This window comes from Achromobacter sp. Marseille-Q4954, assembly GCF_943737025.1.
GTDB classification, from domain to species: domain Bacteria; phylum Pseudomonadota; class Gammaproteobacteria; order Burkholderiales; family Burkholderiaceae_B; genus Achromobacter; species Achromobacter bronchisepticus_A.
On sequence record NZ_CALSFQ010000003.1, the window covers coordinates 61,316 to 86,059 of the forward strand.

Below are 24,744 nucleotides of genomic sequence, written 5' to 3' on the forward strand. Positions count from 1 at the left end.
TCTCCTGTCAGGCGCCCAGATAGGCAGCCTGTACCCGTGTATCGTCGCGCAGCGCCTGGGCGCTGCCCGAATACGCCACCCGGCCTTCCTGCAGCACGTAGCCGTAGTCCGCGGCGCTCAAGGTCAGCCTGGCGTTCTGTTCGGCGATGAACAGCGTCAGCCCTTCCTGCTTGAGCCGCCGCAACGACAGGAAGATGTCCTTCACGACCAGGGGCGCCAGGCCCATGGAAGGTTCGTCCAGCATCAGCAGGCGCGGGCTGCTCATCAGGGCCCGGCCGATCGCGACCATCTGCTGCTCGCCGCCGGACAGCGTTCCCGCAGCCTGGCGGGCGCGTTCGGACAGCCGCGGGAACAGGTCCAGGACGAAGTCCAGATTGCGGCGGAATTCCGACTGACGGCGTTGCTTCAGCAGCTTGTAGCCGCCCATTTCCAGGTTTTCGCTGACCGACAGCGGCGCGAACACGCGCCGGCCTTCGGGCACCAGGACGATGCCGCGGTCGACGATGCGGTCCGCCGACAGCGTCTCTATCGCTTCGCCTTCGAAGCGCACACTGCCGCGCAGGGGGCGCAGCAGGCCGCTCAGGCTGCGCATGACGGTGGTCTTGCCGGCGCCGTTGGCGCCGAGCAGGCAGCCTATCTGTCCGGCGGGAATCTCCAGGCTGGTTTCCCGCAAGACGTCGCCGGCGCCATACGAGGCGCACAGGTTGGTGATTTCAAGCATCGGGCATGTCCTCCCCGAGATAGGCCTTCAGGACCAGGGGATCGACGCGCACCGCGTCGGCCTGGCCTTCGGCGATCTTGCGGCCGTAGTTCAGGACCAGGATGTCGTCGCACAGCTGCATGACGAAGCTCATGTTGTGCTCGACCAGCAGCACGGTCACCCCGCTGGCGTTCACTTCGCGTATGACCTGGGCCACCTGCGCCACTTCGGCATGCGGCACGCCCGCGACAGGTTCGTCCAGCAGCAGCAAGGTGGGATCGGCGGCCAGGGCGCGGGCGATTTCCAGGATCTTGGCCTGGCCGAAGCTCAGGTCCGCGGCCAGTACATCGGCGTGGCGGGCCAGATGCAGCTGTTCCAGCCGCTGCATCGCGATGTCGCGCATCTGCCGTTCGTCGCGGCGCTGGCGCGGCGTGCGCAGCATGCAGGCCCACAGGCCGGAGCCGAAGCGCGCATGGCAGCCCACCATGACGTTCTCCAGCACCGTCAAGTCCTTGAAGATCTGCAGGTTCTGGAAAGTGCGGGCGATGCCCAGCCTGACGCGCTGGTGCGGCGGCAGGCCCCGCACCGAGCGGCCGCGAAAGCGTACGTCGCCGCTCCCCGGCAGCAGCAGGCCCGCGACGATGTTGAACAAGGTGCTCTTGCCCGCGCCATTGGGGCCGATGAGGCCCTTGATCTGCCCTTGTTTCAGGTCGAAGGACAGGTCGGCAAGCGCGGCCAGCCCGCCGAAATTGATGCCCAGGTCCCGCACCGACAGGAAATCGTGATCAGCCATGGCGCACCTTTCCCTTCGTTGCCGCTACCGGGGCTGCGGGCAGGCTTGCGGAGCGCCGGCACAGCCGCTGCGCCAGTCCTGCCAACCCGCCCGGGAAGAACATCAGGACCAGAATCATGCCCAGCCCGAACAGCAGCAGCTCCACGTCGTGGAAGGCGCGCAGCAGTTCCGGCACCGCGGTGTAGACCAGCGCGCCGAACAGCGGTCCCCAGTACTTGCCCCAGCCTCCGACCGCGACCATGACCAGCAGCAGCACCGACGCGGAGAAACTGAAGGTTTCCGGCGACGCGAACTGGTTGAAGTGGACATAAAACGTGCCCGCCAGGGCCGCGACCGCGGCGCAGAGCACGAATACCGCCACCTTGAGCGCATAGGTGTTGATGCCCAGGCTGGCCGCGCCGACCTCGCTGCCGGCCACGCTGATCATGGCGCGGCCGATGCGCGAGCGGGTCAGGTTGAGGAAGCCCCACATCAGCAAGAGGCCCGCGGCCCAGGCCAGATAGAAGAAGCGCCGGTCGGTATCGAAGGCATAGCCCGCGATGGTGATGGGCTCAACCCCCGACAGGCCGTTGGGGCCGCCCGTGAAGTCCACCAGTTCGACGAACAGCACGGACAGGATAGCGTTGAATCCCAGCGTTGCCATTGCCAGGTAGTGCCCCCGCAGCCGCAGCACGGGCAGGGCGATCAACAGCGCCGCCGTGCTTGCGATCGCCAGCGCGGCCGGGATGGAGGCGAGCGCGGGAAGGCCGTACTTGGCCGACAAGGCGCCGCTGACATAGGCGCCCAGGCCGAAGAAGCCGGCCTGGCACATGGAGATTTGTCCGCAGTAGCCCATCAACAGGTTGAGGCTGGCGATCAGCATCAGGTTGATGCTGAACGTCACCGCCAGGCCCACGGCATAGCTGTTCGGCGCCACCAGCGGAAACAGCAGGAACAGGCCCCACAGCGCCAGCAGGATGCGCAGATCGTGGCGCGCGCCGTCCCCGGGCGGATGGATTTCGGATTTCATCGTCACCCCCTTCAGACCTTGTTGATTTCGGCTTTGCCCAGCAAGCCCTGGGGACGGTAGAACAGCACCAGAAGCAGCACGATGAAAGACAGCGCGTCCTTGTACTGCGAGGAAATCAGGCCGCCGCCCAGCGCTTCGATCACGCCCAGCAGCACGCCGCCCAGCAAGGCGCCTTGCAGGCTGCCCAGGCCGCCCAGCATCGCCGCGCTGAAACCCTTGAAGCCGAGCATGGTGCCGTGGTCATAGGACGTGAAGGTCAGCGGCGCGATGATCACGCCCGCGATGCCGCCGGCCAACGCCGCCAGCACGAAGGCCACCGTCACCGAGCGCCGCACGTTGATGCCGACCAGGGCGGCTGCATCGCGGTCGATGGCCGTGGCGCGCAGGGTCTTCCCCAGCAGCGTGCGCTCGAAGAAGAAGTGCGTGCCCAGCATGAAGAGCAGCGCCACCCCCATCACCCAGAAACTCTGCGGCGGAATCTGCGCGCCGGCCAGCGGCACCGGAGCGTCGCCGGAAAATGCGGGATAGCCCATGGGGGTCTTGCCCAGCCCCAGCATCACCAGGCTTTTGGTACAGATGGCCAGGCCGATGCTGAGCAGCGTCACCAGCAGGGGCGCGGGTTTCTTCAGCGGATGGATCACCAGGCGTTCGGACAGGCCGCCCGCCAAGGCCACCAGGGCCACCGCCGCGAGGCAGGACAGCCATAACGGCAGTTCGGCTACCGCGTAACAGGCCGCCGCCACCATGCCACCCATCATGACCCATTCGCCCTGGGCGAAGTTGATGGCGTCGGTGCTCTTGAAGATGACGTTGAATCCCACCGCCACGATGGCGTAGATGCTGCCGGTGGTGATTCCGGCGACCAGCAGTTGGATGATTTGCGCGGACATGTCCATGGCAAGGCCCCGGCGCCGGCTCAGTTGGGACGGCGCTTGGAAAGCGCGATGCCCGGCAGTTCGACGCCGAACTCGGCCAGGCGCCGCGTCACCGTCTCCAGATACGACCACAGGACCTCGTACTCCCGGTCGGCGGACGCGGCGCCCAGGCCGGCCTCGGCCGTCAGCGCGCTGGCTTGGCTTTCTGGGCCGTCGGGTTCCGCCAGCCAGGGGCAGTGATAGCCACGCAGTTCGATATCGTTCAGATAGCCCGACACGGCCTGGGCCACGGCGGCGCGGTCAGCGTCTGACCAGGCTGCCGCGCGTTCGGCCACATAGAGCCAGCCGAAGGTGGCATGGCGCTCCTTCGCCTGGACGCACTGTTCCAGGATGCGGCGCGCAACCGGTTCCCGGGCGTTCTCCAGGTAGGCCCGGAACAGTTCCAGTTCCAAGCCGTCTTCCACCGCGGCGTGCGTGGCGAAGAAGGCGTCGGCATTGCAGGCGGCATCCAGCACCTGGCGATGCCGGCACTGGTTGAAGATGGCTTCCTGCTGCGGACTGGGCGGGCGGTTCAGGTAGCCGCCCAGTAGCGTGGCGTAGCGGTGGAAGCACTCGATCTGCCAGGCTTCCTCGGTGTTGCGCACGGTGAGGAAGTACTTGGGGTCGGACTCGCGGCCGCTCTCCAGGCACAGGCGCACCAGGAGTGCCGGCGTTTCGCTCAGGCCCGCGTATTCCACCCAGGCGCGGCGGCTCCAGGTCAGGCGGGCCGCGTCGCGAACCCGCGCATCGAGCGCGCCGAGGTCCAGGCTGGCCCAGGGAATATCGGTCTCCGGCGCCCAGCGCTGCTGCTTGCCGGTTTCGTACAGTTCGCGGATCGAGGTAATGGACTGCTTGAGCGTCAGCGGGAAGCGGCGCTCAACGGGAATTCTGGTCGTAGCTGCGTTCATGACGGGTCCTCGGATTCAGAATTCGCCGATCTTCGGGTGGTGCAGCAGGGGCAGGTGCACGCCCCAGGGCTCCATCTGGCGGCGCACGCGCTGCACCGTTTCAACGAACAGGGGTTTTTCCAGTTCTTCGACCGTGGAGCCGAGGCCGGCTTCCCAGGTGAGCCGGTCCACTTCCATCTCGGCGCGGGAGGCCGGGTTGTCGGGCGCCAGCCATGCGCTGTGATAGCCGTTGAGCTCGACCTTTTCCATCATGTTGATCACCGCGTTTTCCACCACCTTGATTTCGGCGGCGGACATTTGCGGAATGCGGTGGTCGAGAAAGCGCCAGCCGAACGCGCAGTGCCGCACCTCGTCGCGCATGATGCGGGCGCAGATCTGCTTGGCGACGGGGTCGCGGGTGATCTCGACCAGGTGGCGGAAGACGTCGAACGCGATTTCCTCGGCGGCGCAGACCAGCGCGGCAAGGATCGCCTCGACCGACACTTCGGGGTCCAGCGCCATCTTGCGCACGCCATGAGTGGCGACGGACCCTTGGTATGCGGCTTGGGCAGGCTGCTCCATGTAGCCGCCCAGCGCTTCGGCCATGCGGTAGCAGGCTTCGGCGTGGCGGCTTTCCTCTTGCGAGCGGATGGTGAAGAACAGCCGCAGGTCGGGTTCGCACTTGTCGTGGCAGAAGCGGATCTGCAGGGCCGGGCTTTCCGAGATGGCGCCGTATTCGCTCCAGGCGCGGCGGCTCCAGTACTGGCGGGCCGCGTAGCGTTGCTCGGGCGTGTACTGCGTAGCGTCGAACAGATGCCAGTCGATGTCGGTGCGCGGGTCCCACTGCTTGACCGTTGCCAGGTGGTAGAGGTCGCGGATCTTGGGGATCCGGGTGTCCAGATCCAGCGGAAAGATGCTCTCTGGATCGTCGAGGATCGTACGCGGCTCGGCGCTTGCTACGTTCATGACTGCACTCCCTGGTTTGCAGCGCCCGCGGCGCGCGTGAGTGGAGGTTGCGGAGATGGAACTGCTTTACTTGTAGTCGGCCAGCCGGAACTGCCCGTCCCGGTAGCCGAGCATGACGATGTCGTCCTTATCCAGGCCCGAGTGGCGCTGGGGCGAGAAATTGAAGACCCCGCCCACGCCCTGGTAGCCGGTGATGGCGGTCAGCTGTTCGCGGGTCTTTTCCTTGTCGCCGCCGCTCTTGTCCAGGGCGGCGCGCGCCAGCATGATGGCGTCGTAGGTCTGGGCCACGAACTGGTTGGGCTTGCGCTTGTAGCGGGCCTCGAAGCGCTTGCTGAGATCCATGATGCGCGTCTTGATCGGATCGGCGTCGGGCAGGTCCTGGCCCACCGGGAACTTGACGCTGACCAGCAGCAGGTCCTTGACCGAGTCGCCGGCCAGCTTCATGTAGCGCTGGTCGACGAAGCCGTAGCTGTGCACCAGCGTGAGCTTGTCCAGGCCCAGCTGCTGCGCCTGCTTGATGAACACCACGCCAGCCGGGGTGACGGTCCAGCAGATGATGGCCTGCACCGATGCATTCTTGATGCGCGAGAGCTGCGGGGTCAGGTCGGTGTCGGCGGGGTTGAAGGATTCATACGTGATGTCGATGCCGCGCTTGGCGGCAAGCCGCTTCATCTGTTCGACGGCGCTCTGGCCGAAGCCGCTGTTGTCGGCCAGCAGGGCGGCGCGCTTGATGCCCTTTTTGTCGAAGTAGTCCAGCACCCGGTCGATGACCTGGTCGTCGTCCACGGTGCTCTTGAACACATACTTGCGTTCCGCCACCGGCATCACGATCTGCATCGAGCCTTCGGTGGAGATGAAGGGCGTGGCGGCCTTGTCCACCATCGGCAGCATGGCCATGGCGATGCCGCTCATGTTGCCGCCGCCGACGATGATGTCCACCTTGTCCTGGGACAGCAGCCGCTTGGTGGCGTTGATGGCCTTGGCGGTCTGGCTTTCGGCGTCGTAGAACACCCATTCGACCTTCTTGCCGCCGATGCCGCCGGCGGCGTTGATATCGTCGATGGCCATTTCCATGCCGGCCTTCATGTCTTCGCCCAAAAAGGCGGCGGGACCGGTCACGGACAGGATGGATCCTATCCGCACCGTATCCTGCGCGCTGGCGGCGTGCATGCCCAGCATCAGCGCGGCGGCCGGCAGCGCAATGGCCGCGCGGCGCGAGAACTCCAGAAACGTCTTAATGCAAGTCATGGTGCTACTCCTGTGCCTGATGCGGGATTAGAGGGGTGCAGCAACTTCCACGAACAGCGAAAACGTCGGCGGTCTAGTTCTCCGTCGCGCCGGGTGGATTGCGGAACTCGAGCGAGTCCGACACCTGGTCCGTCTTGCCTGCGCCGTTCAGCAGCGGCACGCGCACCGAGTACCGGACCTGGTCCGCGCGGTAATGCGACAGGCCGGACATGACCGGCCGGTCCTGTTTATCGAAATACACCAGGTGCCGCGTCAGGACCGGATCGCCGGGCAAGAGACTGAGGTAATCGGCATGTTCGGCCTGCACCGCGCCGCCCTCGATCTTGAGGTTGCCGTAGGCCAGCTCGACCTGACGGCCGATCAGCTCGAGCAAGGAGCCGGCTTCGGCCTGGCGGGCGTCGATGTGCGGGATGCGGTCGGTGCGCACATAGCGGTAGTCGATCGAGATCGGCACTTGCTGGACCGTGCGCCGGCGCAGGATGCTCCAGACCGGCGTGCCGGGCGCCACGTCCAGTTCGCGCGCCACGGCGGCCGAGGCAGGTTCCTGCGCGCAATGCAGCACCCGCAGGCTGAGGGGGCGGCCATGGGCGGACCATTGGTCGATGAAATCCATGGCCGGGCTGAACTGCTCGTCGATCTTGGGGGCGCAGACAAAGGTGCCGGAGCCGCGCACCCGCCGCAGATAGCCTTCGTCCACCAGTTCCTGGATCGCCTGGCGCACCGTCATGCGGCTGACGTTGAATTGTTCGCTCAGTTCGTGATCGGTGTGGAAGCGGTCGCTTTCCTGCTGCCAGTTCAGGATCATCATCAGCACGCGCCGCTTGATCTGCACATAGAGCGGCAGAGGGGAGTCGCGGTCCAGCGCCACGGGGCTGCTGGAGACGGGGGACTCGCTGCGGACGTTCGTAAGAGTGGACATGACAGCTGGTTTCCGGAATATGTATATAGGATTTGTATATTTGTCTAGTTAACTAGACTTTATGATATATTGATTTCGAAAGTCAAGTACGGATTAGCGATATGAATATTTCTACGCTCGACCTTGCGCTGGCGCTTGCGCCGCATAGCCTGGATGCCGTTCTGTCCTTTGATCAGCCCGCCTCGCTGGACCGGGCGGACGTGCTCATATGGAATCCCGCCGGCCTGTACCCCGTGCTGGAGGCGGCCTGCGAACGCGCCGATCCGCCGGTGCTGGGCGTGGGCGCGTCGGAATGGCTGCTGGCCACCAGCCGCCACTGGCGCGAGCAATTCAAGCGCCTGCTGGCCGCGGGCGGCACGCTGGCGGTGCTGGTGCCCGCGCCGCGCACGGTGGGCGTGCACACCTTGCAGGACATCCTTCCCTACGACTGGTCCGATCCGCTCTGGCCACGGACGGTGCGCAGCCAGCCGGTCGACGGCGATGCGCTGCCGCGGCAGGCGGGCGAGCCTTTCCGCACGCTCTTCACCGAAGCCGCGCGCTGTTTCCAGCCCTGCGCGACACTGGCCGAGGCGCCGGGCGCAAGCATCCTCGAGGATGGCCAGGGCATGACGCTGGCGAGCTATGCCAGCGAACCGCCGGGCCGCCTGCTGCTGCTCCCGGCGCTGGCCTCCGATCTGGCGCAGGACGAGGCCGGCTCGGCGCTGTTCCTGCAGGAGTTGCGCCGCTGCATCGAACGCCTGGGCCAGCGCAGCGGCGTGCGTCTGGCGGGGTGGCTGGACCTGCAGCGCGGCCCGGCAGACGAGAAATTGCACGCCCGCCGCGCGCAATGCCTGCGCGAGCGCCATGCGCTCGACCTGGAATTGCAGGAACTGGACCGCGCCATGGCCGAACGGGACTTCTTCAAGCAGCTGCTTGCCGGCGAAGGCCTGGGAGCGGGGCTGGCGGCCGCGGAAGTCTTCCGCCGCAAGAGCGCGCCAGTGCATGCGGACTGGGTAGAGAAAGACCTGCACATCGTCGAACTCGATCAGCGCAACCTGCTGCTCAAAGTGCGCCTGGCGGACGAGCCGCTGGACGCCGCGGCGCTGCGCCGGCTGGAAGACGCCCGCGTGCGGGTGGCGGATTACTTTTCCCGGCCCACGTCCATCCTGGTCGCGGACTGCGCCGACAACGCCTTGCCGCCGTCCGCGCGCGCGCCGCGCCGGCATGCCGTGCTGGAGGGCCTGGACGATGCCTATGTGCTGAACGGGCTGCACCTGTATGGCTGGCATCTGGAAACTTCCGGCGACAGTCCCGACCGCCTGCTGCAGCGCTTGATGCAGGCGGACGCGGACCTGAGCGATTCCCTGCTGCGCGCGACGCTGCGCGGCCTGACCCCGCTAGCCGACGCCTGAAGGGCGCGGTGAGCGTTTCGCTTCTGTGAGACTCCGATGCCCGCCGACACCCACGACCATCATGCGCAGGATATCGAACGCAACAGCGCCAACCATCTGGCGCTTTCGCCGCTGACCTTCATCGAGCGCGCGGCGAAGGTCTATCCGGAACGCACCGCCATCGTCCACGGCGCGCTGCGCCAGAGCTGGCGCGAAACCTATGCGCGCTGCCGCCGCCTGGCCAGCGGGCTGGCGCGCCTGGGCGTGCGGCCCGGCGATACGGTGGCCGTGATGGCGCCCAACATCCCGGCGCTGTACGAGGCCCATTTCGGCGTCGCCATGGCGGGCGCGGTGCTCAACGCCCTGAACACCCGGCTGGACGCGGAGACGCTGTCCTTCATCCTGGAGCATGGCGCGGCGGCGGTGCTGCTGACGGACCGCGAGTACGCGCCCGTCATGGCGCAGGCGCTGGCCAAGACCCGCAGGCGGATCCGCGTGGTGGATATCGACGATCCCGAATACGGCGGGCCGGGCGAGCCGATCGGCGAAATGAACTACGAAGCGCTGCTGGAGATGGGCGACGCGGCGGCCGAATTTGCGTGGCCGGAGGACGAATGGCAATCGCTGTGCCTGAACTACACCTCCGGCACCACTGGCAGCCCCAAGGGCGTGCTGTACCACCATCGCGGCGCCTATCTGAATGCGATGGGCAACGCCTTGGCCTGCGATATGCGCCAGCATGCCGTGTACCTCTGGACCCTGCCGATGTTCCACTGCAACGGCTGGAGCTTTCCCTGGACCATCGCGCTGCTGGCGGGAACCAATGTCTGCCTGCGGCGGGTCGAGGCCGGCGCCATCTTCGACGCCATTCAGGCGCATGGCGTTGATTATTTCTGCGCGGCGCCGGTGGTGCTGGGCATGCTCATCAACAGCCCGCCCGAAATCAAGCGGCGCGCGGTTCGGCCGGTGCAGGTGCTCACCGGCGGCTCTCCGCCTCCGGCCGCCGTCATCGCGGCGATGGACGAACTGGGCGTAGACGTCACGCACCTGTACGGCCTCACGGAGAGCTACGGTCCGTCGATCAGTTGCGCCTGGCATGAAGCCTGGAGCGACCTGCCGCTGGATGAACAGGCGGGGCTCAAGGCCCGCATCGGCGTGCGCAAGCACACGATGGAACAGGTCCGCGTGCTGGATCCCGCCACGATGGAACCGGTGCCGCCGGACGGCGTTACCGTGGGCGAGATCATGATGCGCGGCAATACGCTCATGAAGGGTTATCTGAAGAATCCGCAGGCCACGGCCGAGGCCTTCGCGGGAGGCTGGTTTCACACCGGCGATCTGGGCGTGGTGCACCCCGACGGCTACATGCAGATCAAGGACCGCGCCAAGGACATCGTGATATCAGGCGGCGAGAACATATCGACCGTCGAGGTCGAGGATGCGTTGTACGCGCATCCCGCCGTATTGGAAGCCGCCGTGGTGGCGCGGCCGGACGCCAAGTGGGGCGAGACGCCTTGCGCCTTCGTCACGCTGAAGGAGGGCGGCGCGGCGACGGCGGAGGAGCTGGCCAGCTTCTGCCGGGGCCGCCTGGCCGGCTTCAAGGTGCCGCGCACTTTCGTGTTCGGCCCGTTGCCCAAGACCGCCACGGGCAAGATCCAGAAGTATCTGCTGCGCGAACAGGCGCGACAACTGTGAATGCGTCGCCGCCGGCGCGGCTTTACGCGCGCTGCAGCAAATCCAGCGCATGCGCGTCAAAGCGCCGCAGGTTCGGGAACACAAGCCCCAGGTCCTCGCGGCTGGCGCCGAACCAGCCGCCCAGTGACGCGCCGAGCTGATCCACGGCCAGGGTCGGCAAGAGGCGGCCGTTGTCGACGAAGCCGGGGCCGTCCAGGGCGATTTCGGGGTGGCTGCCGTAGTAGCGTCCACCCTTGACCGCGCCGCCCAGCACGAAGTGGTGCGAGCCCCAGCCATGGTCGGAGCCGTTGCCGTTGGAACCCAGGGTGCGGCCGAACTCGGAGGCGGTGAAGGTGGTCACCTGGTCCGCCACGCCTATCGCGGACAAGGCCTGCTGGAACGCGGCCAGTGCCTGGCCCAGTTCCTTCAGCAACGCCGGGTGGGTGTCGTTCAAGCCGGAGTGGTTGTCGTAGCCGTTCTGCGAGACGAAGAAAACCTGGCGGCGCGCGCCCAGCGCCTGCCTGGCCGCGATGATGCGGGCGACGATCTTCAGCTGCTGCGCCAGGGGCGACGAGAAGTCGCCCGGCACGGCCACGTCCGCGAGCGCTGCGCGCAGGCGGCCGTCGGCGTCGATGGACTGGGCGGCGATGCGCGACATCTCGCGCTCCATCAGGTGTTCGCGCGGCTGCGTGATCAGCTGGCGCAGCAAGGCCGTGCAGGCGCTGGATCCATACATGTCGCGGCCCAGCAGGTCTATCTGCGTGGAGCCGTGGATGCCTACGCGGTATCCGGCGATCTTGCGTCCGGCCAGCAGCACGCTGCTGCCGCCCGCGGTGATGCCCGTGAAGGTGCGCTGCGCGTTGGCGTCGGCGAACAGATCGGTCAGCCTTCCGGCCCAGCCCGACGCCGCGCCTTCCGGCGCCAGCGCCTGCCAGTACGACTGCTGGTCGTTGTGCGAGAACAGCTTGGGCGGCAGGGGGACACGCGCGCCTATGTATTCCTGCTTGGATGTGGGTACAACCAGCGGGCCTATGTTCAGCAGCACCGCCATGTCGCCGCTTTCATACAAGGGCTTGAGCGGCGCCAGCGATGGCGCCAGCGCGAACTGGGCGCCGCCGGGCGCGGGCTCCTTGCCGCGCAGCGCCGTGGCCTGCAGGGTGTTGCGCGGCAAGGCGATGTCGGTGCGCGCCTGGGCGTAGGCCTTGTAGGCGGCCGTGTCATAGGGCACCAGCGAGTTGTAGGGGTCGTTGCCGCCGTACAGGAACACGCAGACCAGCGCCTTGTACGAGGAGGCCGGCGCCGATTGCGCCGCGGCCGCGCCCAGGGCCGCCAGGTTCAGCGCCAGCGGCGCGGCGGCGCCCGTGGCGCCCAGCGCGCAGGCGCGCAGCAGGAATTCGCGGCGGCTGGTTTGCGCGTCGTGGCGGGAATTCTTCATTTCTGCACCAGGTATTCGGGGCTGGCGGCCACCAGCATGATGGCGGCGCGCACGCGGTCGCGCGGCCGGCCCGCGGGTATCGTGGCCACGGCGCGCGCGATGCTGCCGGCGGTCTCGGCGGAATAGGCATCGCCCGCCAGCAGCAGCGCCACCCGCGCCACCAGGGCGGCCGGATCCTGCGCCAGCGCGATCTCGGCGGCGTAGGGCGTCTGCAGATCCTCCCAGCCCCGGTCCACATAGATGGCCAGGAAATTCAGGTAGCCGGCAATGCTGGTTTCGTCGGTGATCTGCAGTTCCGGCGCGACCAGATGCCGGCGCGCCAGCTCGGTCACCGGCGGCACGTAGCGCGGGCGGAAGAAATTGAAGACGCTGGCCGACCGCATCGGGCTCTGGGCCAGCCGGATCGTGTTGTCGGTGGTGTCCGGCATGGCCCAGGCGCCGTTGTTGGAGGTGGCGCCGAAGGCCCGCGCCCAGGCCGCAAAGCGCACGATGGGCTCGCGCACCTTGCCCCAGCCGGGCGCGGCCAGGTCCGGGTTGCGCGCCTCGGGGTCCAGCAGGACGGCGCGCACCACGGCTTTCAGGTTGCCGCGCGTGCCGCTGCCGTCGTCGTCGAAGGCGGCCGACACGCGCGCGACATAGGCGCGGCTGGGATTGCTGGTGACCAGCCGCTGGATCAACTGCGTGCCGATGAAGGGCCCCACGTTGGGATGGGCGCAGATCACCTCCATGGCGCGCTTGAGCGACAGGTGGCCGTCGGTCCCCGCCGGCACCACCGCGCCCAGAAAGCGCTTTTCAGCCAGCGAGTGCAGCGCGTTGTTCAGGGCCATGGGGCGCCGGTGGAATTCGACGTCGGTTTCCGGGCCGTTGATGTCCCAGCCGGTGAACACCTTGGCCAGTCCCTGCACGTCGGCGTTGGTGTAGGTCTCGACGGGTGCGCCGTTGACCATCCGGACGGACCCGTCCGCCTCCAGCTCCAACAGGCCGATGCTGAACAACTGCATGACCTCGCGGGCGTAGTTCTCGTCCGGATGACGGCCGGTCTTGGGATCTTCCTTGCGGTTGCCGCGATAGGTCAGCATGCAGCCCATCGACAGGTTTTGGGTGACGGCCGTCAGCAGCTGCCGGTAATTGCCCAGGGCATGTTCCGCCAGCAGGTCCATGAAACCCGCGGCGCCGAACAGCGGCCAGGACGCGGTGATGGACGATACGCCCACCACGAAGATCTCCGACAGCGCGAACGCCACCCGCGTGCGGACCTGATCCGGGGCGGAGATGAACTTGCGCCACAGCGTGGATTCCAGCGGCGCGTTGATGCCGTTGCCCTTGAATTCCTCGGTGTTCTTGCGCTGCTGCAGCAGCCAGTCGAAATGGGTCTGCGACGGCGGCATGGCCAGCTGCGCGTCCAGCCAGGCCGCGTAGCCGTCGCGCGCCACGGCGTCGATGTCGGCGGGCGTGGGGCCGAACGTGGCCTGCGCCAGGAAACGGGAAGCCTGGCCCGGGGTCGGTTTTGCAGGGGAAGTATCGGCGGACTGCGGCGCAGCCGCTGACGGCGTAGCGGACATGCGCGGCACCTCGTCGAATGCGAAAACCTACGGTACTGAAGCCCCGGGCGGGCTTCAATACCGTCATTCGGACGAGAGACTAGTCCTAAAGCATGAGCTTCAGACCGAACGCGTGATGCCGCCGTCGATGCGGATGTTCTGGCCGGTGATGTAGGAAGAAGCGTCGGAAGCGAGGAACGCGATCAGGTCGGCGACTTCTTCGGCGGTGCCGTAGCGGCCCATCGGAATACGCGTGCGGCGGTCTTCCTTTTCCGGCAGGCTGTCGATGAAGCCGGGCAGCACGTTGTTCATCCGCACATTGTGTGCGGCGTACTCGTCGGCGAACACCTTGGTGAAGGCGGCCAGCCCGGCGCGGAATACGCCTGAAGTCGGGAATAGCGCTTCCGGTTCGAAGGTGGCGTAGGTCGAAATATTGACGATGGCGCCGGATTTCTGCTGCTTCATCACCGGCGCGACCAGGCGCGCGATGCGCACCACGTTCAGCAGATAGAACTCCATGCCCAGGTGCCAGTCCTCGTCGCTGATCTCCAGCAGGGGGCCCTTGGGGCCGTGGCCGGCGCTGTTGACCACGGCATCGATCCTGCCCCATTTCTGCTGGGTGGCGTCCACCAGCCGCGCCAGGTCCTCGGGCGAGCGGTTGGACCCCGTGACGCCCAGGCCGCCCAGTTCCTGCGCCAGGGCTGCGCCCTTGCCGGAGGAGGACAGGATGGCCACGCGCCAGCCGTCGGCCGCCAGTTTGCGCGCCGCCGCCGCGCCCATGCCGCTGCCGCCGGCGGTGACGATCGCCACTTTTTCCGTGCTCATGCTCACTCCTGGTCTTGAATTATTTGGGAGCGGCCATTGTAGAAGCGGGAGCGACCCGCCACACCACATTGCCGACGTCGTCGGCGGTCAGCAGGCCGCCCTGGCGGTCTATCGCCACCCCTACCGGCCGGCCCTGGGCTTCGCCGCTTTCGTTCAGAAAGCCCGTCAGCACGTCGCGCGCCGGCCCGTCGGGCTTGCCGTCGCGAAAGGGCACGAAGATGACCTTGTAGCCGCTGCGCGGATCGCGGTTCCATGAGCCGTGCTGGCCCACGAACATGCCGTCCGTGTAGGGCGCGGGCAGGCGCGACCCGCTCGACCAGGCCAGCCCCAGCGAGGCGGTGTGCGGACCCAGCGCGTAGTCGGGCACGATGGCGCGCGCCACCAGGTCGGGGCGCGGCGGCTGGACCCGGGTGTCGACGTGCTGGCCGAAATAGCTGTAGGGCCAGCCGTAGAAGCCGCCGTCCCGCACCGAGGTCATGTAGTCGGGCACCAGGTCGCTGCCCAGTTCGTCGCGCTCGTTGACGGCCGTCCACAGCGTCTTGCCGTCGGGCGCCCAGGCCATGCCCACGGGGTTGCGCAGACCGGTGGCGTACAGGCGCTTGTTGCCGCTGGCCACGTCGATTTCCCAGATGGCGGCGCGGCCCTCTTCGATGTCCATGCCGTTTTCGCCGACGTTGCTGTTGGATCCCACGGATACATACAGTTTGCGGCCGTCGGGGCTGGCCAGCAGGTTCTTGGTCCAGTGATGATTCAGGCCCGCCGGCAGGTCGGTGACCTTGACGCCGGGGGCGCTGATGCGTTCTTGGCCGTTTTCGTAGGGAAAGCGCAGCACGGCGTCGGCATTGGCGACATACAGCTGGTTGCCGATCAAGGCCATGCCGAAGGGCGAGTTCAGGCCGTCGAGCAAGACGCTGCGCGTTTCGGCGACGCCGTCGTGGTCGGCATCGCGCAGCAGGGTGATGCGGTTTGCGCTCGGGGTCCGGGCGCCGGCGCGTTTCATCACCAGGCCGGCGACCCAGGCCTTGAGGCCGCCGGAAGCCGATTCGGGCTTGGGCGGCGCATTGGTCTCGGCCACCAGCACGTCGCCGTTGGGCAGCACGTACAGCCAGCGTGGGTGGTCCAGGCCGCTGGCGAACTGCGTCACCGCCAGGCCGCTGGCTGCCACCGGATGCGCACCCGCGGGCCAGCCGACGGCCTTGGCGGTCTTCACGGTGGGGATGGCGGTGGGATTGGGGGCGGGCAGCTGGGGCGACGGACCCATGCCGGCTTCGACCGGCAGCGTGGCCATTTCGCCGCAGGCGTTGAGCGTGGCGGCGGCCATCACGGCGGCCAGCAGGATGCGGGGTGTGGGCATGACGCATGTTCCGGGGGCGGTGAGGTCCATCATACGCTTGGACCTCCGCGGACCCTGGGGCGATCAGCGCATCTGGAACGCTTCCTGATGCCAGCGCACGGGCTGGGTGCCCAGCTTGCGCAGGCCGCGCCTGAGCGCGTCGGCCAGGCCGGCGGGCCCGCAGAACCAGACGTCGGCGACGCGGCCCGCGGCCACCTCGCCCTGCGCCAGCGTACCGGCCGTCAGCGTGTCGCCGTCGCGCCCGCTGTGGATGGCGAGCGTCACGCCGTCCAGCGCTGCGCAGCGTTCCTTGAGCAACGGCACGAAGGGATCGGTTGCAGCGTCGCGCACGCAGTAGTGCAGCCACACGCGCGGCGTCGGGGCCTGCCGGTCCTGCAGCGCCTCCAACCATGCGAGAAACGGCGTGACACCGATACCGCCCGCCACCCAGACCTGCGACGTCGAGGCCGCGTCCGGGGTCAATTGAAAGCGCCCGTATGGGCCTTCGACAGTTACCGGCTGGCCGATGCGCAGCGTGCGCGCCAGGCTGCGGGTGTAATCGCCCAGCGCCTTGATCTGGAACGTGACGCGGCGTTCGCCCTGATGCGGGGCGCTGGCGATGGTGTAGGGATGGGCGCCTTCCTTGCGGTCGAACGTGACGAAGGCGAACTGTCCCGCCTGGTGCAGCTGCCAATTGCCGTCGAGTTCGCAGCTGACCTCCAGGATGCCGCCTGGCTGGTGCGTCAGCGACACGATCCTGCCTTGCGCGCGGCGGCCGCTGCCCACGCGTCCCAGCAGCGCCACCAGCGCGGCATAGGAACCGGCGGCCAGCAGCGGAATCAGCAGCAGGCCGACGGGGCCGCTCCAGTAGCGCGCGGGCGCCAGCGCCGCCGTGTGGAACGCCAACGCCAGGAACAGCACAGGCATTGCGCGGTGCAGGAGACGCCATCCGCGGTAGGGAAAGCGCCGCCACAAGGTGATTGCGAGCATCGCGAGCAGCAGGTAGATCGACCATTCGCCCAGGTCCTTGGCCAGGCCGCGCGAGCTTTCAAAGAGCGTCAGCACGACGTCGCGGGCGGGGCGGTTGCCCGCGTCCGCCAGGCTTTTCAACGGGCCGCTGGCCAGCTTCAGCAACCAATGCGCGGCGCCTGCTGACACGGCGAGGATGCCGGCCCATTTATGCAGCCGGTAGATCTTGTCCATGCCGCCCAGCGGACGCTCCAGCCACGCGGGCCGCAGCGCCAGCAGCATGATCAAGGCCATCAGGCCGATGGACCAGACGCCGGTGAGGTAGAGGCCTTGCTGGCGCGCCACCCAGTACCAGGCGCCGGCGGCCGGCGGCTGCAGGATGAACGCGTCCAGGCCCCAGGCCAGGGTGAGGACTAGCAAGAAGCCGCCTACGGCGGCGCCGGTTCCTATCGGTTTCATGATGGCATCCGTGTTGGGGCGCTCGGCCCGCCGGATGCGGGCCGAGCGTGGGAAGGCGTGCGGGCGCCGGCGCTTCAGTCCTTGATGCGGCTGCGCAGGACGGCGCCGCTCTGGGCATCGACCCGCAGCTTCACGCGCTGGCCTTGGGCGTTGTCGGCCTTGACGTCGTAGCGGCCGTGCTCGAGCTCGATCTCGGTGATGTTGCGATAGCCGGCGGCGGTCAGCGTGTCGTAGATCTGGCGCACGGTCAGCGTCGCGTTGGCGGGCGCCGTGGCGGCGGGCTGGACCGGCGCCGGGGCGGGCGTCTGGGCGTGCACGGCGGCGGCGCCGGTCAGGGTTGCGGCGCCAAGCGCCAGGGCGGCCAGGGTGTTGCGGATTGCGGTCATGGAATGGCTCCTAGGTTGTTGCGGGTTGCCGGAATGGCGACCATGACCGCATTATTCGGGTGTGCGGATGAACCAATTCTGAAGCTGCCGTTCACGTGCCGTTCATTTTCCAGGCGCTATAAATGGGCGGACAATCGCCGCTCATGGCGAACTCCGAATTGCGGAAGGAAACATGACCCGAGCAACGCGTACCCGAATCTGGCTGTCCTGCGGCGCGCTGATGCTGGCGCTGGCCGCGGGCCCCAACGCGGGGCTGGCCGATGAAAGCGACCATGAACAGGCGCGCCAGGCCTTGCAGGCCGGCAAGGTGCTGCCCCTGCGCTCGGTGCTGGACATCGTCGAGCGCGATTATCCGGGGCAGGTGGTCAAGGTCGAATTCGAAGAGGACGACGGCGAGTTCATCTACGAGATCCGGCTGCTGCAGAGCGGCGGCCGGCTGGTCAAGCTGAAGATCGACGCGCGCGACGGCAAGGTGCTGGGCGTGAAGGGGCGCGACATCCAATTCCGGGACAAGCACTGATGCGCATACTCGTAGTGGAAGACGAACCGACGCTGGCGACGCAACTGGCCGACGCCTTGCGCCAGGCCGGCTATACCGTCGACACCGCCGCGGACGGCGGAACGGCCCAGTACATGGGCGCGGTCGAGGCCTACGACGTGGTGGTGCTGGACCTGGGCCTGCCGGTGATGGACGGCCTGACGGTGCTCAAGCAGTGGCGAGCCGGCGGCCAGGGCATGCCGGTGCTGATCCTCACTGCGCGCGACAACTGGCACGAGAAGGTTGCCGGCATCGATGCCGGGGCGGACGATTACCTGACCAAGCCCTTCCACATGGAAGAGCTGCTGGCGCGGGTGCGGGCGCTGTTGCGCCGCTCCAGCAGCCACGCCAGCGCGCAATGGCGCTGCGGCCCGCTGATGCTGGACACGCGCCTGGCCAAGGTCACGGTGGACGGGCAGGCGCTGTCCCTTACGAGCCATGAATTCAAAGTGCTGGCCGTGCTGATGCAGCGCGCGGGCGAAGTGATTTCGCGCAGCGAGCTGACCGAGCATGTCTACGCCCAGGACCACGACCGCGATTCCAACACCATCGATGTGTTCATCGCGCGGCTGCGCAAGAAGCTGCCGCCCGACACCATCGAAACCGTGCGCGGCCTGGGCTACCGCCTGGCCGGCGGCGCATGATGCCGCAGCGCGCGCCGGGCTCGCTGCGCTGGCGCTTGCTTGCCGGCACGCTGGCCTGGATCCTGGTCACGGTGGTGCTGGCCGGATGGGGCCTGGGCAGCCTGTTCCGCCAGCACATCACCGAACAATTGCGCGCCGAACTGACCCTGCACCTGAACCAGCTGACAGCCGCGGTAAACACCAGCCCGGATGGCCGCCTGGTGGTGTCGCCGCCCTTGAGCGACCCGCGGCTGGAACAGCCGCTGTCCGGCCTGTATTGGCAGATCGACCGGCTCGACGAACAGGGCCGCGCGGTGGCCGTGGGCGCGGCGCGCTCGCGGTCGCTCTGGGACCAGGTGCTGGCGCTGCCCGCCGCGGACAGCGCCGACGGGGCGTATGAAATCGCGGGGCCGGAAAAGCATAGCCTGACGGCCCTGACGCGCACGCTGGAACCGGCCGAGACCGAGGCAGCGCCGCTGCGCCTGATCGTGGCGGCCGACAGCCAGGTGTTGGCCGAGCCGATCGAACGCTTCAACCATATGCTGTTGATTTCGCTGGGTGCGCTGGCGGCAGGTTTGACGCTGGCGGCCGTGGTCCAGGTCCTGGTCGGGTTGCGGCCGCTGGCCAAGCTCAGGCGGCAGCTCGCCGGGCAGCAAGGGGGCGCCAGCGTGCGCATCGAAGGCCGTTTTCCCAGCGAAATCCAGCCGCTGGTCGACGACTTCAACCGCGTCCTGGCCGTCAATGCCGACATGGTGCAGCGTGCGCGCACGCAGGCCGGCAATCTGGCGCACGCGGTGAAAACGCCGCTGACGATCCTGGGCAATGCCGCGGCGCGCGAGGAAGGGCCGCTGGCGGCGCTGGTGCAGGAGCAGGTCGGCATGGCGCGCCGCCAGATCGACTATCACCTGGCGCGCGCCCGCGCTGCCGCCGCGTCCGGCGCGGCAGACAGCCGCACGCCGCTGCGCAAGCCCATCGAGGGGCTGCTGCGGGTCATGCAGCGCTTGTATGCGCAGCGCGGACTGCAGCTGGAAATGCCGGCGTTCGCCGACGGCCTGGTGTTCCGCGGCGAAGAACAGGATCTGCAGGAGATGGTCGGCAACCTGCTGGACAATGCCTGCAAATGGGCCGAGCGCCAGGTGCAGGTGAGCGCCAGCGCCGCCGGGCCGGGTCAGTTGCTCATCCAGATCGACGATGATGGCCCCGGCATTGCCGACGACGAGCGCGAACGCATCTTCCTGCGCGGCGTGCGCATGGATGAACAGCGTCCCGGATCGGGCCTGGGCCTGGATATCGTGCGCGACCTGGCCAGCACCTATGGCGGCCAGGCGCGCGCCGAGCGCTCGCAGTTGGGCGGCTTGAGGGTGTCGTTGTGGCTGCCGGCCGCCTGAGGCCGGCCTCCGGGACTTACTTGACCAGCGTGACCGGCACTTCGGCCAGTTGCAGCACCTGATTGGCGACCGAGCCGATCAGGATGTTCGTCAGCGAGCCATTGCCGCGCGTGCCCATGACGATGCGGGCGCAGCCATGATCGTGGGCGTATCCGGCGATTTCCGTGGCCGTATGGCCAAATGCCACGTGGCTGGTGTAGTCGGCGCCGGTCACATCCAGCAGCTTGCGCGCCTCGTCCGCGGCTTCCTGGCCTTCGCGCAGGTAGAACTCGTCGATCATGTCCTGCGTGATCAGGCGCGACAGGCCGGCGCGGCCTTGCACGGGCGTCTGGACGTTGAGCAGATGGATGCGCGCGGCGCCAGCGCCTTGGGCGAGCTGGCGGGCGTACAGGACGGCGCGGTTGGCGTTGTCGGAGCCGTCGACAGGGACCAGGATGTTCAGCATGGATGCTCCTTGACGGTTACTTGACCAGGGTGACGGGCAACTCCGTCAGATGCAGGACGCGGGTCGCGACCGAGCCCAGGAACCAGGACGACACCGAGCCCAGCCCGCGCGAGCCCATGTAGATTTCATCGGCGTCGGATTCGTCGGCCACGCGCACGATGGTCTCGGCGGCGGCGCCTACTTCGATGTGGGTCTGGAAGGGCACGCCGGCCCGGGTCAGCAATTCGCTGGCGGCTTGCAGCGCGTTGCGGCCTTCTTCCTCGTGATAGGCGTCGATCTCGGCCTGCGACAGGCCGCGGCCGATCTTGCCGGCTTTCAGGGGGATCTGGACCGTCAGGAGCTCCACGCGTTCGACGGGATCGTAGCTGCGGGCGTCGAGCAGGGCTTGGACCGCATGGACGGCGGGCTGCGAGCCGTCCACGGGAATCAGGATGCGTTTCATGAGCGTCTCCTTGTGTGCGCCGCGGGCGGCGTTGTAGTCCACTGTATCCGAATTATTCGCCGATTCGGACAGGGGCGTCATGCGCGGGATCAAACCAGGCGCAATCAGCCCGCGCCACCGGGCGGCGGACCCGACGCAAAGTCAGCGCCAGCGCGGCTCCAGGACGTGCGCGTCGGCAGCCTGCCCGAGCAGGCGGACGGCCAGCGCGCCCAGCGCCTCGGCCGAGCCGCTGGTCTCCAGGCGCAGTCCGCCCGGGCCGCCGGCGCGCAGCAGGCCGCGCTCCTGTAGCTGGTGGCGCAGCCGGCGCGCCACCGGGGCGCCCGTTTCCAGCAACGGCACATCGGCGCCGGCGGCCGCCTGGATCGCGTCGCGCAGGAAGGGAAAGTGGGTGCAGCCCAGCACCAGCACGTCGGCGCCGGCCCCGCGCAATTCCGCCACGGGCGCGCGCACCGCGGCCTCGGCCTGGGGGCCGCTGAGCACGCCTTGCTCCACCAGCCTCACCCACTCGGGGCAAGGCCTGAACAGGATGCGGACTTCGGGCGCCTCGCGCTGGACCAGGGCGGCGAATTTGGGGCTGGCCAGGGTGCCGGTGGTGGCGAACACGCCGACCACGCCGCTCGTGGTCAGGTGCGCGGCGGGCTTGATGGCCGGCTCCACGCCGATGATGATCAGCTGCGGATGGCGCAGGCGCAGCTGGGCGATGGCGGCCGCGGTGGCCGTATTGCAGGCCACCACCATGGCCTTGGCCTGGCGCGACACGAAGTAATCGGCGATCGTGCTGGCGCGCTGCTCGACGTAGTCCTGCGTTTTTTCGCCATAGGGCACGTGGGCGGAGTCGGCTACGTACAGCAGGGATTCGTGGGGCAGGGCGTCGCGGATGGCGCGCAGCACGCTCAGGCCGCCGACGCCGGAGTCGTAGATGCCTATGGGTGAATCTGGAGTCATGGCTGCAATGCGGAGTGCGGGTGCCGGGCAGTGTAGCGCCGCGCGCTCAGACCAGGGATTCCTCGCGCTGCCGCCGCGCCTCGCCGATCAGTTTGCGGGCTGCGCCGGAGAGCGCTTCGTCGCGCCAGATCAGGTTCAGCGGCGCGCGCAGTTCCGCCGGATGGGCCAGGTTGACGTAGGCCACGCCTTCGATGTTCACGCGGCGTAGCGACGCCGGCACCAGCGACACGCCCAGGCCGGCCGCGACCAGGCTCAGGGTGGACAGCATGCGCGGCGCTTCTTGCGCCACGCGCGGGCTGAAGCCGGCGGCGCCGCAGGCGGCGATGATGGCGTCGTACAGGCCCGGCCCGCTGTGGCGGCGGTAGAGGATCAGGGATTCATCGGCCAGTTCGGCCAGCGCAATGCGCTTGCGCGCACGGCCCTTGACGGCCGGGTGGTCGGCCGGAAACGCAGCCAGCATGGGTTCCTCCAGCACGGTTTCCACCACCACGCCGGGGTCCAGGCCATAGGGGCCGCGGATGAAGGCGACGTCCACGCGGCCCGCGGCCACGCCCTCCATGAGTTCGCCGGTGCTGCTTTCCTCCAGCACCAGCCGCACGTTGGGCGCCGCTTCGCGGAAGCGTCGGATGACGGAGGGCACAAAGGGATGGAAGGCCGCCGATCCGGTGAAGCCCACGGTCAGGCGTCCAGCCTCGCCCTGCGACACGCGCCGCACGCCTTCCACGGCCTGGTCCACCAGGGCGACGATGTTGCGCGCGTCGTCCAGCAGCGCGCGGCCGCTTTCGGTCAGCTCCATGCCGCGCGGCAGACGGTGGAACAGCGTCACCCCCAGCTCCTGCTCCAGTACGCGGATCTGCTGGCTGAGCGGGGGCTGGCGGATGCCCAGCCGCGCCGCGGCCTTGGTCAGATGGGATTCCTCGGCCACGGCCAGGAAGTAGCGCAGCAATCTTAAATCTACGGATGCCATATTCAACCGATATGAATATATAGTTAGTCATATATTAGACATTATCCAAGGCGAAGAGTAGGCTGCAATCTCGTTGTCCTTCCCCCGGTCCCACTCCGCGCCGCTTCCCCGGCGCCGGCATGAAAATGATGAACGCGGCACCTTCCATCTCCGAGGCCGATTTGCGGCCCGCGCCCACTTGCGGGCAATTGTTCTATGGCTTCCTGATGCTCGGCCTGACGGCCTTCGGCGGCGCCTTGCCGCTGGCGCGCCGCATGGTCGTCGAAAAGCACCGCTGGCTCAGCGGCGCCGAGTTCACCGACCTGCTGGGCCTGTGCCAGTTCCTGCCCGGCGGCAATATCATCAACCTGTCGGTGGCGCTGGGCATGAAGTTCCGCGGCCCGCGCGGCGCGTTCGCGGCGCTGATGGGCCTGATCCTGGCGCCATCCGCCATCGTGGTGCTGCTGGGCATGGTGTACGACCGCTTCCAGAACGATCCCCACATCCAGCACCTGTTTGCCGGGCTGGCCGCCGCCGCCGCGGGCTTGTTGATTTCCATGGCGGTGAAGATCGGGTTGCCGGTGGTCAAGCGCCGCGACTGGCTGGCCGGCGTGGTGGCCACGGCTTGCTTCATCGCCATCGCCGTGCTGCGCATTCCGCTTCTGCCCACCATGGCGGTGCTGACGCCGCTGAGCATCCTGATGGTCTGGAGGCAACGTCGATGATCCATACATTGATCGCCCTGGCCCTGATCTTCTCCGAGCTGTCCGTGCTGGCGTTCGGCGGGGGCAATACCATCCTGCCCGAGATGCAGCGCCAGGTGGTGGAAGTGCACGGCTGGATGAGCGCGGCGGATTTCTCCGCGCTGTTCGCCCTGGGACAGGCGGCCCCGGGCCCCAACCTGATGGTGGTCACGCTGGTCGGCTGGCATGTGGCGGGCGGCCTGGGCATGCTGGTCACCACCATCGCCAAGTTCGGCCCGTCGTCCATCATTACCGTGATCGCGCTGGGCCTGTGGGAACGCTTCAAGGACCGTCCCTGGCGCGGCGTCATTCAGGCGGGCATCTTCCCGATGACGGTGGGCTTGGTGGCGGCCAGCGCGGCGCTCATCACCGAGGCCTCGGTGCATACCTGGCTGCTGGGCGTCATTACCGCTGTGGTGGCGCTGCTGGGCAGCCTCACCCGCATCCATCCGCTGTGGCTGCTGTTCGGCGGCGCACTGGTCGGTTTGCTCGGCATCGGTTAGCGTTAGGGCTGCTCACACCAAAAGGAGCGCCGCATGCCGCCGCTCAAGGATTTCGAGCCCGAGGACGATTCCGCTGCCGGCGCCGCCCTGCCGTTCTTCCATGCGCATCGCCGCCTGGTCGGCTGCGCCGCGCTGCTGCTGGTCATGGCGGGCGGGCTGTACGCCCTGGGCGTGCCATGGGTGCTGGCGCTATTGCTGGGATTCGATGCGGGGGCGCTGGTGTTCCTGCTGATGACGGCGCGGGTGTTCGGCCGAACCAGCGCGGCGGCCATGCGCCAGCATGCGCAGCAGCAGGACGTGGGGCGCACCGGCGTGCTGTGGAGCAGCGTGGCGCTGTCCTGCATGGTGATGATGGCGCTGTGGGTGGAGCTGCGGGGGGAGAGCGGCGTGGGCAGCGTGCTGGCCATGCTGGCGGCCGCCGCGACCATCATCCTGTCGTGGCTCTACATGAACATGATCTTCGCCCTGCACTACGCGCATGGCTATTACGGCCATCGCAACGCCATGCACAAGGGGCTGGATTTTCCCGGCACGGAAGATCCGGACTACTGGGACTTCGCCTATTTCGCGCTGGTGCTGGGCATGACGTTCCAGGTGTCGGACGTGCAGATCGTGAACCGGCGCCTGCGCCGCACGGCGCTGACGCACAGCGTCATCGCCTTTTTCTTCAACGTCTTCATCATTGCCATCAGCGTCAACGTGGCGGCGGGGCGGGCCTAGAGCGTGTCATGAACTTTGCCGCG

26 protein-coding genes are annotated in these 24,744 nt (G+C 67.8%); 8 read left to right on the plus strand and 18 right to left on the minus strand.

Going from position 1 to position 24,744, the window contains the following annotated elements; all coding sequences use genetic code 11:
• Positions 1-7 precede the first annotated feature (7 nt).
• From NGK62_RS25800 to NGK62_RS25835, 8 genes are all read right to left on the minus strand, one after another.
• Complete coding sequence (locus NGK62_RS25800) at positions 8-721, minus strand: ABC transporter ATP-binding protein (RefSeq protein WP_059377847.1); 714 nt, start codon at positions 719-721, stop codon at positions 8-10.
• Complete coding sequence (locus tag NGK62_RS25805) at positions 714-1,493, minus strand: ABC transporter ATP-binding protein (protein ID WP_059377849.1); 780 nt, start codon at positions 1,491-1,493, stop codon at positions 714-716. The genes NGK62_RS25800 and NGK62_RS25805 overlap by 8 nt, the downstream gene beginning before the upstream one ends.
• A complete protein-coding gene (locus tag NGK62_RS25810; protein WP_251881024.1) occupies positions 1,486-2,502 on the minus strand; it encodes a branched-chain amino acid ABC transporter permease in 1,017 nt (338 codons plus the stop codon). The genes NGK62_RS25805 and NGK62_RS25810 overlap by 8 nt, the downstream gene beginning before the upstream one ends.
• Before the next feature lie 11 nt (positions 2,503-2,513).
• Positions 2,514-3,392, minus strand: coding sequence for a branched-chain amino acid ABC transporter permease (locus NGK62_RS25815; RefSeq protein WP_251881025.1), 879 nt, complete (start codon positions 3,390-3,392; stop codon positions 2,514-2,516).
• A 26-nt stretch (positions 3,393-3,418) separates the two neighbouring features.
• Positions 3,419-4,324 carry a hypothetical protein gene (locus NGK62_RS25820; RefSeq protein WP_251881027.1) on the minus strand — a complete coding sequence of 302 codons (906 nt, stop codon included), beginning with the start codon at positions 4,322-4,324 and terminating at the stop codon, positions 3,419-3,421.
• Between the two features lie 15 nt (positions 4,325-4,339).
• A complete protein-coding gene (locus NGK62_RS25825) occupies positions 4,340-5,269 on the minus strand; it encodes a ferritin-like domain-containing protein (protein WP_059377863.1) in 930 nt (309 codons plus the stop codon).
• A 66-nt stretch (positions 5,270-5,335) separates the two neighbouring features.
• Positions 5,336-6,517, minus strand: coding sequence for an ABC transporter substrate-binding protein (locus NGK62_RS25830; RefSeq protein WP_251881029.1), 1,182 nt, complete (start codon positions 6,515-6,517; stop codon positions 5,336-5,338).
• A gap of 73 nt (positions 6,518-6,590) precedes the next feature.
• Positions 6,591-7,436 (minus strand): GntR family transcriptional regulator, encoded by an 846-nt coding sequence (locus NGK62_RS25835; protein WP_251881030.1) that lies wholly within the window; start codon positions 7,434-7,436, stop codon positions 6,591-6,593.
• A gap of 101 nt (positions 7,437-7,537) precedes the next feature.
• Here NGK62_RS25835 and NGK62_RS25840 point away from each other — a divergent pair, with 101 nt between their 5' ends.
• Both NGK62_RS25840 and NGK62_RS25845 read left to right on the plus strand, forming a co-directional pair.
• Positions 7,538-8,827 carry a hypothetical protein gene (locus NGK62_RS25840; RefSeq protein ID WP_251881032.1) on the plus strand — a complete coding sequence of 430 codons (1,290 nt, stop codon included), beginning with the start codon at positions 7,538-7,540 and terminating at the stop codon, positions 8,825-8,827.
• 36 nt (positions 8,828-8,863) lie between these two features.
• Positions 8,864-10,501 carry an acyl-CoA synthetase gene (locus tag NGK62_RS25845; RefSeq protein ID WP_251881034.1) on the plus strand — a complete coding sequence of 546 codons (1,638 nt, stop codon included), beginning with the start codon at positions 8,864-8,866 and terminating at the stop codon, positions 10,499-10,501.
• Between the two features lie 22 nt (positions 10,502-10,523).
• Here the strand turns inward: NGK62_RS25845 and NGK62_RS25850 are convergent, their stop codons facing one another.
• The 6 genes from NGK62_RS25850 to NGK62_RS25875 form a co-directional block, all read right to left on the minus strand.
• Positions 10,524-11,915: a DUF1501 domain-containing protein gene (locus NGK62_RS25850; protein WP_251881036.1), complete on the minus strand. Its 1,392-nt coding sequence runs from the start codon at positions 11,913-11,915 to the stop codon at positions 10,524-10,526.
• Positions 11,912-13,477 (minus strand): DUF1800 domain-containing protein, encoded by a 1,566-nt coding sequence (locus tag NGK62_RS25855; RefSeq protein WP_251881038.1) that lies wholly within the window; start codon positions 13,475-13,477, stop codon positions 11,912-11,914. Before NGK62_RS25855 ends, NGK62_RS25850 begins: the two co-directional genes overlap by 4 nt.
• 99 nt (positions 13,478-13,576) lie before the next feature.
• On the minus strand, positions 13,577-14,281 hold the full coding sequence (locus NGK62_RS25860) for an SDR family oxidoreductase (RefSeq protein WP_118933781.1): 705 nt from the start codon (positions 14,279-14,281) through the stop codon (positions 13,577-13,579).
• A 19-nt stretch (positions 14,282-14,300) separates the two neighbouring features.
• Positions 14,301-15,635: a PQQ-dependent sugar dehydrogenase gene (locus tag NGK62_RS25865; protein ID WP_251881040.1), complete on the minus strand. Its 1,335-nt coding sequence runs from the start codon at positions 15,633-15,635 to the stop codon at positions 14,301-14,303.
• 63 nt (positions 15,636-15,698) lie between these two features.
• A complete protein-coding gene (locus NGK62_RS25870) occupies positions 15,699-17,042 on the minus strand; it encodes a ferredoxin reductase family protein (RefSeq protein ID WP_251881042.1) in 1,344 nt (447 codons plus the stop codon).
• 74 nt (positions 17,043-17,116) lie between these two features.
• Positions 17,117-17,428, minus strand: a complete 312-nt coding sequence (locus NGK62_RS25875) for a PepSY domain-containing protein (protein WP_059377886.1) — start codon at positions 17,426-17,428, stop codon at positions 17,117-17,119.
• A gap of 220 nt (positions 17,429-17,648) precedes the next feature.
• On the opposite strand from NGK62_RS25875, the gene NGK62_RS25880 reads away from it, so the two are divergent.
• The 3 genes from NGK62_RS25880 to NGK62_RS25890 are packed head-to-tail and all read left to right on the plus strand — an operon-like array spanning position 17,649 to position 19,977.
• A complete protein-coding gene (locus tag NGK62_RS25880; protein WP_223283490.1) occupies positions 17,649-17,948 on the plus strand; it encodes a PepSY domain-containing protein in 300 nt (99 codons plus the stop codon).
• Complete coding sequence (locus tag NGK62_RS25885) at positions 17,948-18,610, plus strand: response regulator transcription factor (protein ID WP_059377893.1); 663 nt, start codon at positions 17,948-17,950, stop codon at positions 18,608-18,610. The genes NGK62_RS25880 and NGK62_RS25885 overlap by 1 nt, the downstream gene beginning before the upstream one ends.
• Positions 18,607-19,977, plus strand: coding sequence for a sensor histidine kinase (locus tag NGK62_RS25890; protein WP_251881044.1), 1,371 nt, complete (start codon positions 18,607-18,609; stop codon positions 19,975-19,977). Before NGK62_RS25885 ends, NGK62_RS25890 begins: the two co-directional genes overlap by 4 nt.
• Before the next feature lie 16 nt (positions 19,978-19,993).
• On the opposite strand, the gene NGK62_RS25895 is transcribed toward NGK62_RS25890, so the two are convergent.
• The 4 genes from NGK62_RS25895 to NGK62_RS25910 form a co-directional block, all read right to left on the minus strand.
• The gene (locus NGK62_RS25895) at positions 19,994-20,422 is read right to left on the minus strand and encodes a universal stress protein (protein ID WP_251881046.1); all 429 of its coding nucleotides are present in this window, start codon (positions 20,420-20,422) and stop codon (positions 19,994-19,996) included.
• Between the two features lie 16 nt (positions 20,423-20,438).
• Positions 20,439-20,864, minus strand: a complete 426-nt coding sequence (locus NGK62_RS25900) for a universal stress protein (protein ID WP_251881048.1) — start codon at positions 20,862-20,864, stop codon at positions 20,439-20,441.
• A 141-nt stretch (positions 20,865-21,005) separates the two neighbouring features.
• Complete coding sequence (gene murI, locus NGK62_RS25905; RefSeq protein WP_251881050.1) at positions 21,006-21,809, minus strand: glutamate racemase; 804 nt, start codon at positions 21,807-21,809, stop codon at positions 21,006-21,008.
• Between the two features lie 46 nt (positions 21,810-21,855).
• The gene (locus tag NGK62_RS25910) at positions 21,856-22,776 is read right to left on the minus strand and encodes a LysR family transcriptional regulator (protein ID WP_251881052.1); all 921 of its coding nucleotides are present in this window, start codon (positions 22,774-22,776) and stop codon (positions 21,856-21,858) included.
• A gap of 125 nt (positions 22,777-22,901) precedes the next feature.
• Between NGK62_RS25910 and NGK62_RS25915 the strand changes: the two genes are divergently transcribed.
• Genes NGK62_RS25915 through NGK62_RS25925 form a run of 3 tightly spaced genes read left to right on the plus strand, consistent with a single transcriptional unit; the run spans position 22,902 to position 24,721 of the window.
• The gene (locus NGK62_RS25915; RefSeq protein WP_059377906.1) at positions 22,902-23,480 is read left to right on the plus strand and encodes a chromate transporter; all 579 of its coding nucleotides are present in this window, start codon (positions 22,902-22,904) and stop codon (positions 23,478-23,480) included.
• Positions 23,477-24,001 (plus strand): chromate transporter, encoded by a 525-nt coding sequence (locus NGK62_RS25920; RefSeq protein ID WP_059377909.1) that lies wholly within the window; start codon positions 23,477-23,479, stop codon positions 23,999-24,001. Before NGK62_RS25915 ends, NGK62_RS25920 begins: the two co-directional genes overlap by 4 nt.
• A 33-nt stretch (positions 24,002-24,034) precedes the next feature.
• On the plus strand, positions 24,035-24,721 hold the full coding sequence (locus NGK62_RS25925) for a DUF1345 domain-containing protein (RefSeq protein ID WP_251881054.1): 687 nt from the start codon (positions 24,035-24,037) through the stop codon (positions 24,719-24,721).
• Positions 24,722-24,744 lie beyond the last annotated feature (23 nt).

Coding starts and splice junctions, on each gene's coding strand:
- NGK62_RS25850 (WP_251881036.1), bottom strand. CDS start 11,915: ATGAAGAATTCCCGCCACGACGCGCAAACCAGCCGCCGCGAATTCCTG.
- NGK62_RS25800 (WP_059377847.1), bottom strand. CDS start 721: ATGCTTGAAATCACCAACCTGTGCGCCTCGTATGGCGCCGGCGACGTC.
- NGK62_RS25910 (WP_251881052.1), bottom strand. CDS start 22,776: ATGGCATCCGTAGATTTAAGATTGCTGCGCTACTTCCTGGCCGTGGCC.
- NGK62_RS25825 (WP_059377863.1), bottom strand. CDS start 5,269: ATGAACGTAGCAAGCGCCGAGCCGCGTACGATCCTCGACGATCCAGAG.
- NGK62_RS25880 (WP_223283490.1), top strand. CDS start 17,649: ATGCTGGCGCTGGCCGCGGGCCCCAACGCGGGGCTGGCCGATGAAAGC.
- NGK62_RS25840 (WP_251881032.1), top strand. CDS start 7,538: ATGAATATTTCTACGCTCGACCTTGCGCTGGCGCTTGCGCCGCATAGC.
- NGK62_RS25890 (WP_251881044.1), top strand. CDS start 18,607: ATGATGCCGCAGCGCGCGCCGGGCTCGCTGCGCTGGCGCTTGCTTGCC.
- NGK62_RS25820 (WP_251881027.1), bottom strand. CDS start 4,324: ATGAACGCAGCTACGACCAGAATTCCCGTTGAGCGCCGCTTCCCGCTG.
- NGK62_RS25920 (WP_059377909.1), top strand. CDS start 23,477: ATGATCCATACATTGATCGCCCTGGCCCTGATCTTCTCCGAGCTGTCC.
- murI (WP_251881050.1), bottom strand. CDS start 21,809: ATGACTCCAGATTCACCCATAGGCATCTACGACTCCGGCGTCGGCGGC.
- NGK62_RS25875 (WP_059377886.1), bottom strand. CDS start 17,428: ATGACCGCAATCCGCAACACCCTGGCCGCCCTGGCGCTTGGCGCCGCA.
- NGK62_RS25900 (WP_251881048.1), bottom strand. CDS start 20,864: ATGAAACGCATCCTGATTCCCGTGGACGGCTCGCAGCCCGCCGTCCAT.
- NGK62_RS25835 (WP_251881030.1), bottom strand. CDS start 7,436: ATGTCCACTCTTACGAACGTCCGCAGCGAGTCCCCCGTCTCCAGCAGC.
- NGK62_RS25845 (WP_251881034.1), top strand. CDS start 8,864: ATGCCCGCCGACACCCACGACCATCATGCGCAGGATATCGAACGCAAC.
- NGK62_RS25870 (WP_251881042.1), bottom strand. CDS start 17,042: ATGAAACCGATAGGAACCGGCGCCGCCGTAGGCGGCTTCTTGCTAGTC.
- NGK62_RS25860 (WP_118933781.1), bottom strand. CDS start 14,281: ATGAGCACGGAAAAAGTGGCGATCGTCACCGCCGGCGGCAGCGGCATG.
- NGK62_RS25915 (WP_059377906.1), top strand. CDS start 22,902: ATGATGAACGCGGCACCTTCCATCTCCGAGGCCGATTTGCGGCCCGCG.
- NGK62_RS25810 (WP_251881024.1), bottom strand. CDS start 2,502: ATGAAATCCGAAATCCATCCGCCCGGGGACGGCGCGCGCCACGATCTG.
- NGK62_RS25865 (WP_251881040.1), bottom strand. CDS start 15,635: ATGCCCACACCCCGCATCCTGCTGGCCGCCGTGATGGCCGCCGCCACG.
- NGK62_RS25885 (WP_059377893.1), top strand. CDS start 17,948: ATGCGCATACTCGTAGTGGAAGACGAACCGACGCTGGCGACGCAACTG.
- NGK62_RS25855 (WP_251881038.1), bottom strand. CDS start 13,477: ATGTCCGCTACGCCGTCAGCGGCTGCGCCGCAGTCCGCCGATACTTCC.
- NGK62_RS25830 (WP_251881029.1), bottom strand. CDS start 6,517: ATGACTTGCATTAAGACGTTTCTGGAGTTCTCGCGCCGCGCGGCCATT.
- NGK62_RS25805 (WP_059377849.1), bottom strand. CDS start 1,493: ATGGCTGATCACGATTTCCTGTCGGTGCGGGACCTGGGCATCAATTTC.
- NGK62_RS25925 (WP_251881054.1), top strand. CDS start 24,035: ATGCCGCCGCTCAAGGATTTCGAGCCCGAGGACGATTCCGCTGCCGGC.
- NGK62_RS25815 (WP_251881025.1), bottom strand. CDS start 3,392: ATGTCCGCGCAAATCATCCAACTGCTGGTCGCCGGAATCACCACCGGC.
- NGK62_RS25895 (WP_251881046.1), bottom strand. CDS start 20,422: ATGCTGAACATCCTGGTCCCTGTCGACGGCTCCGACAACGCCAACCGC.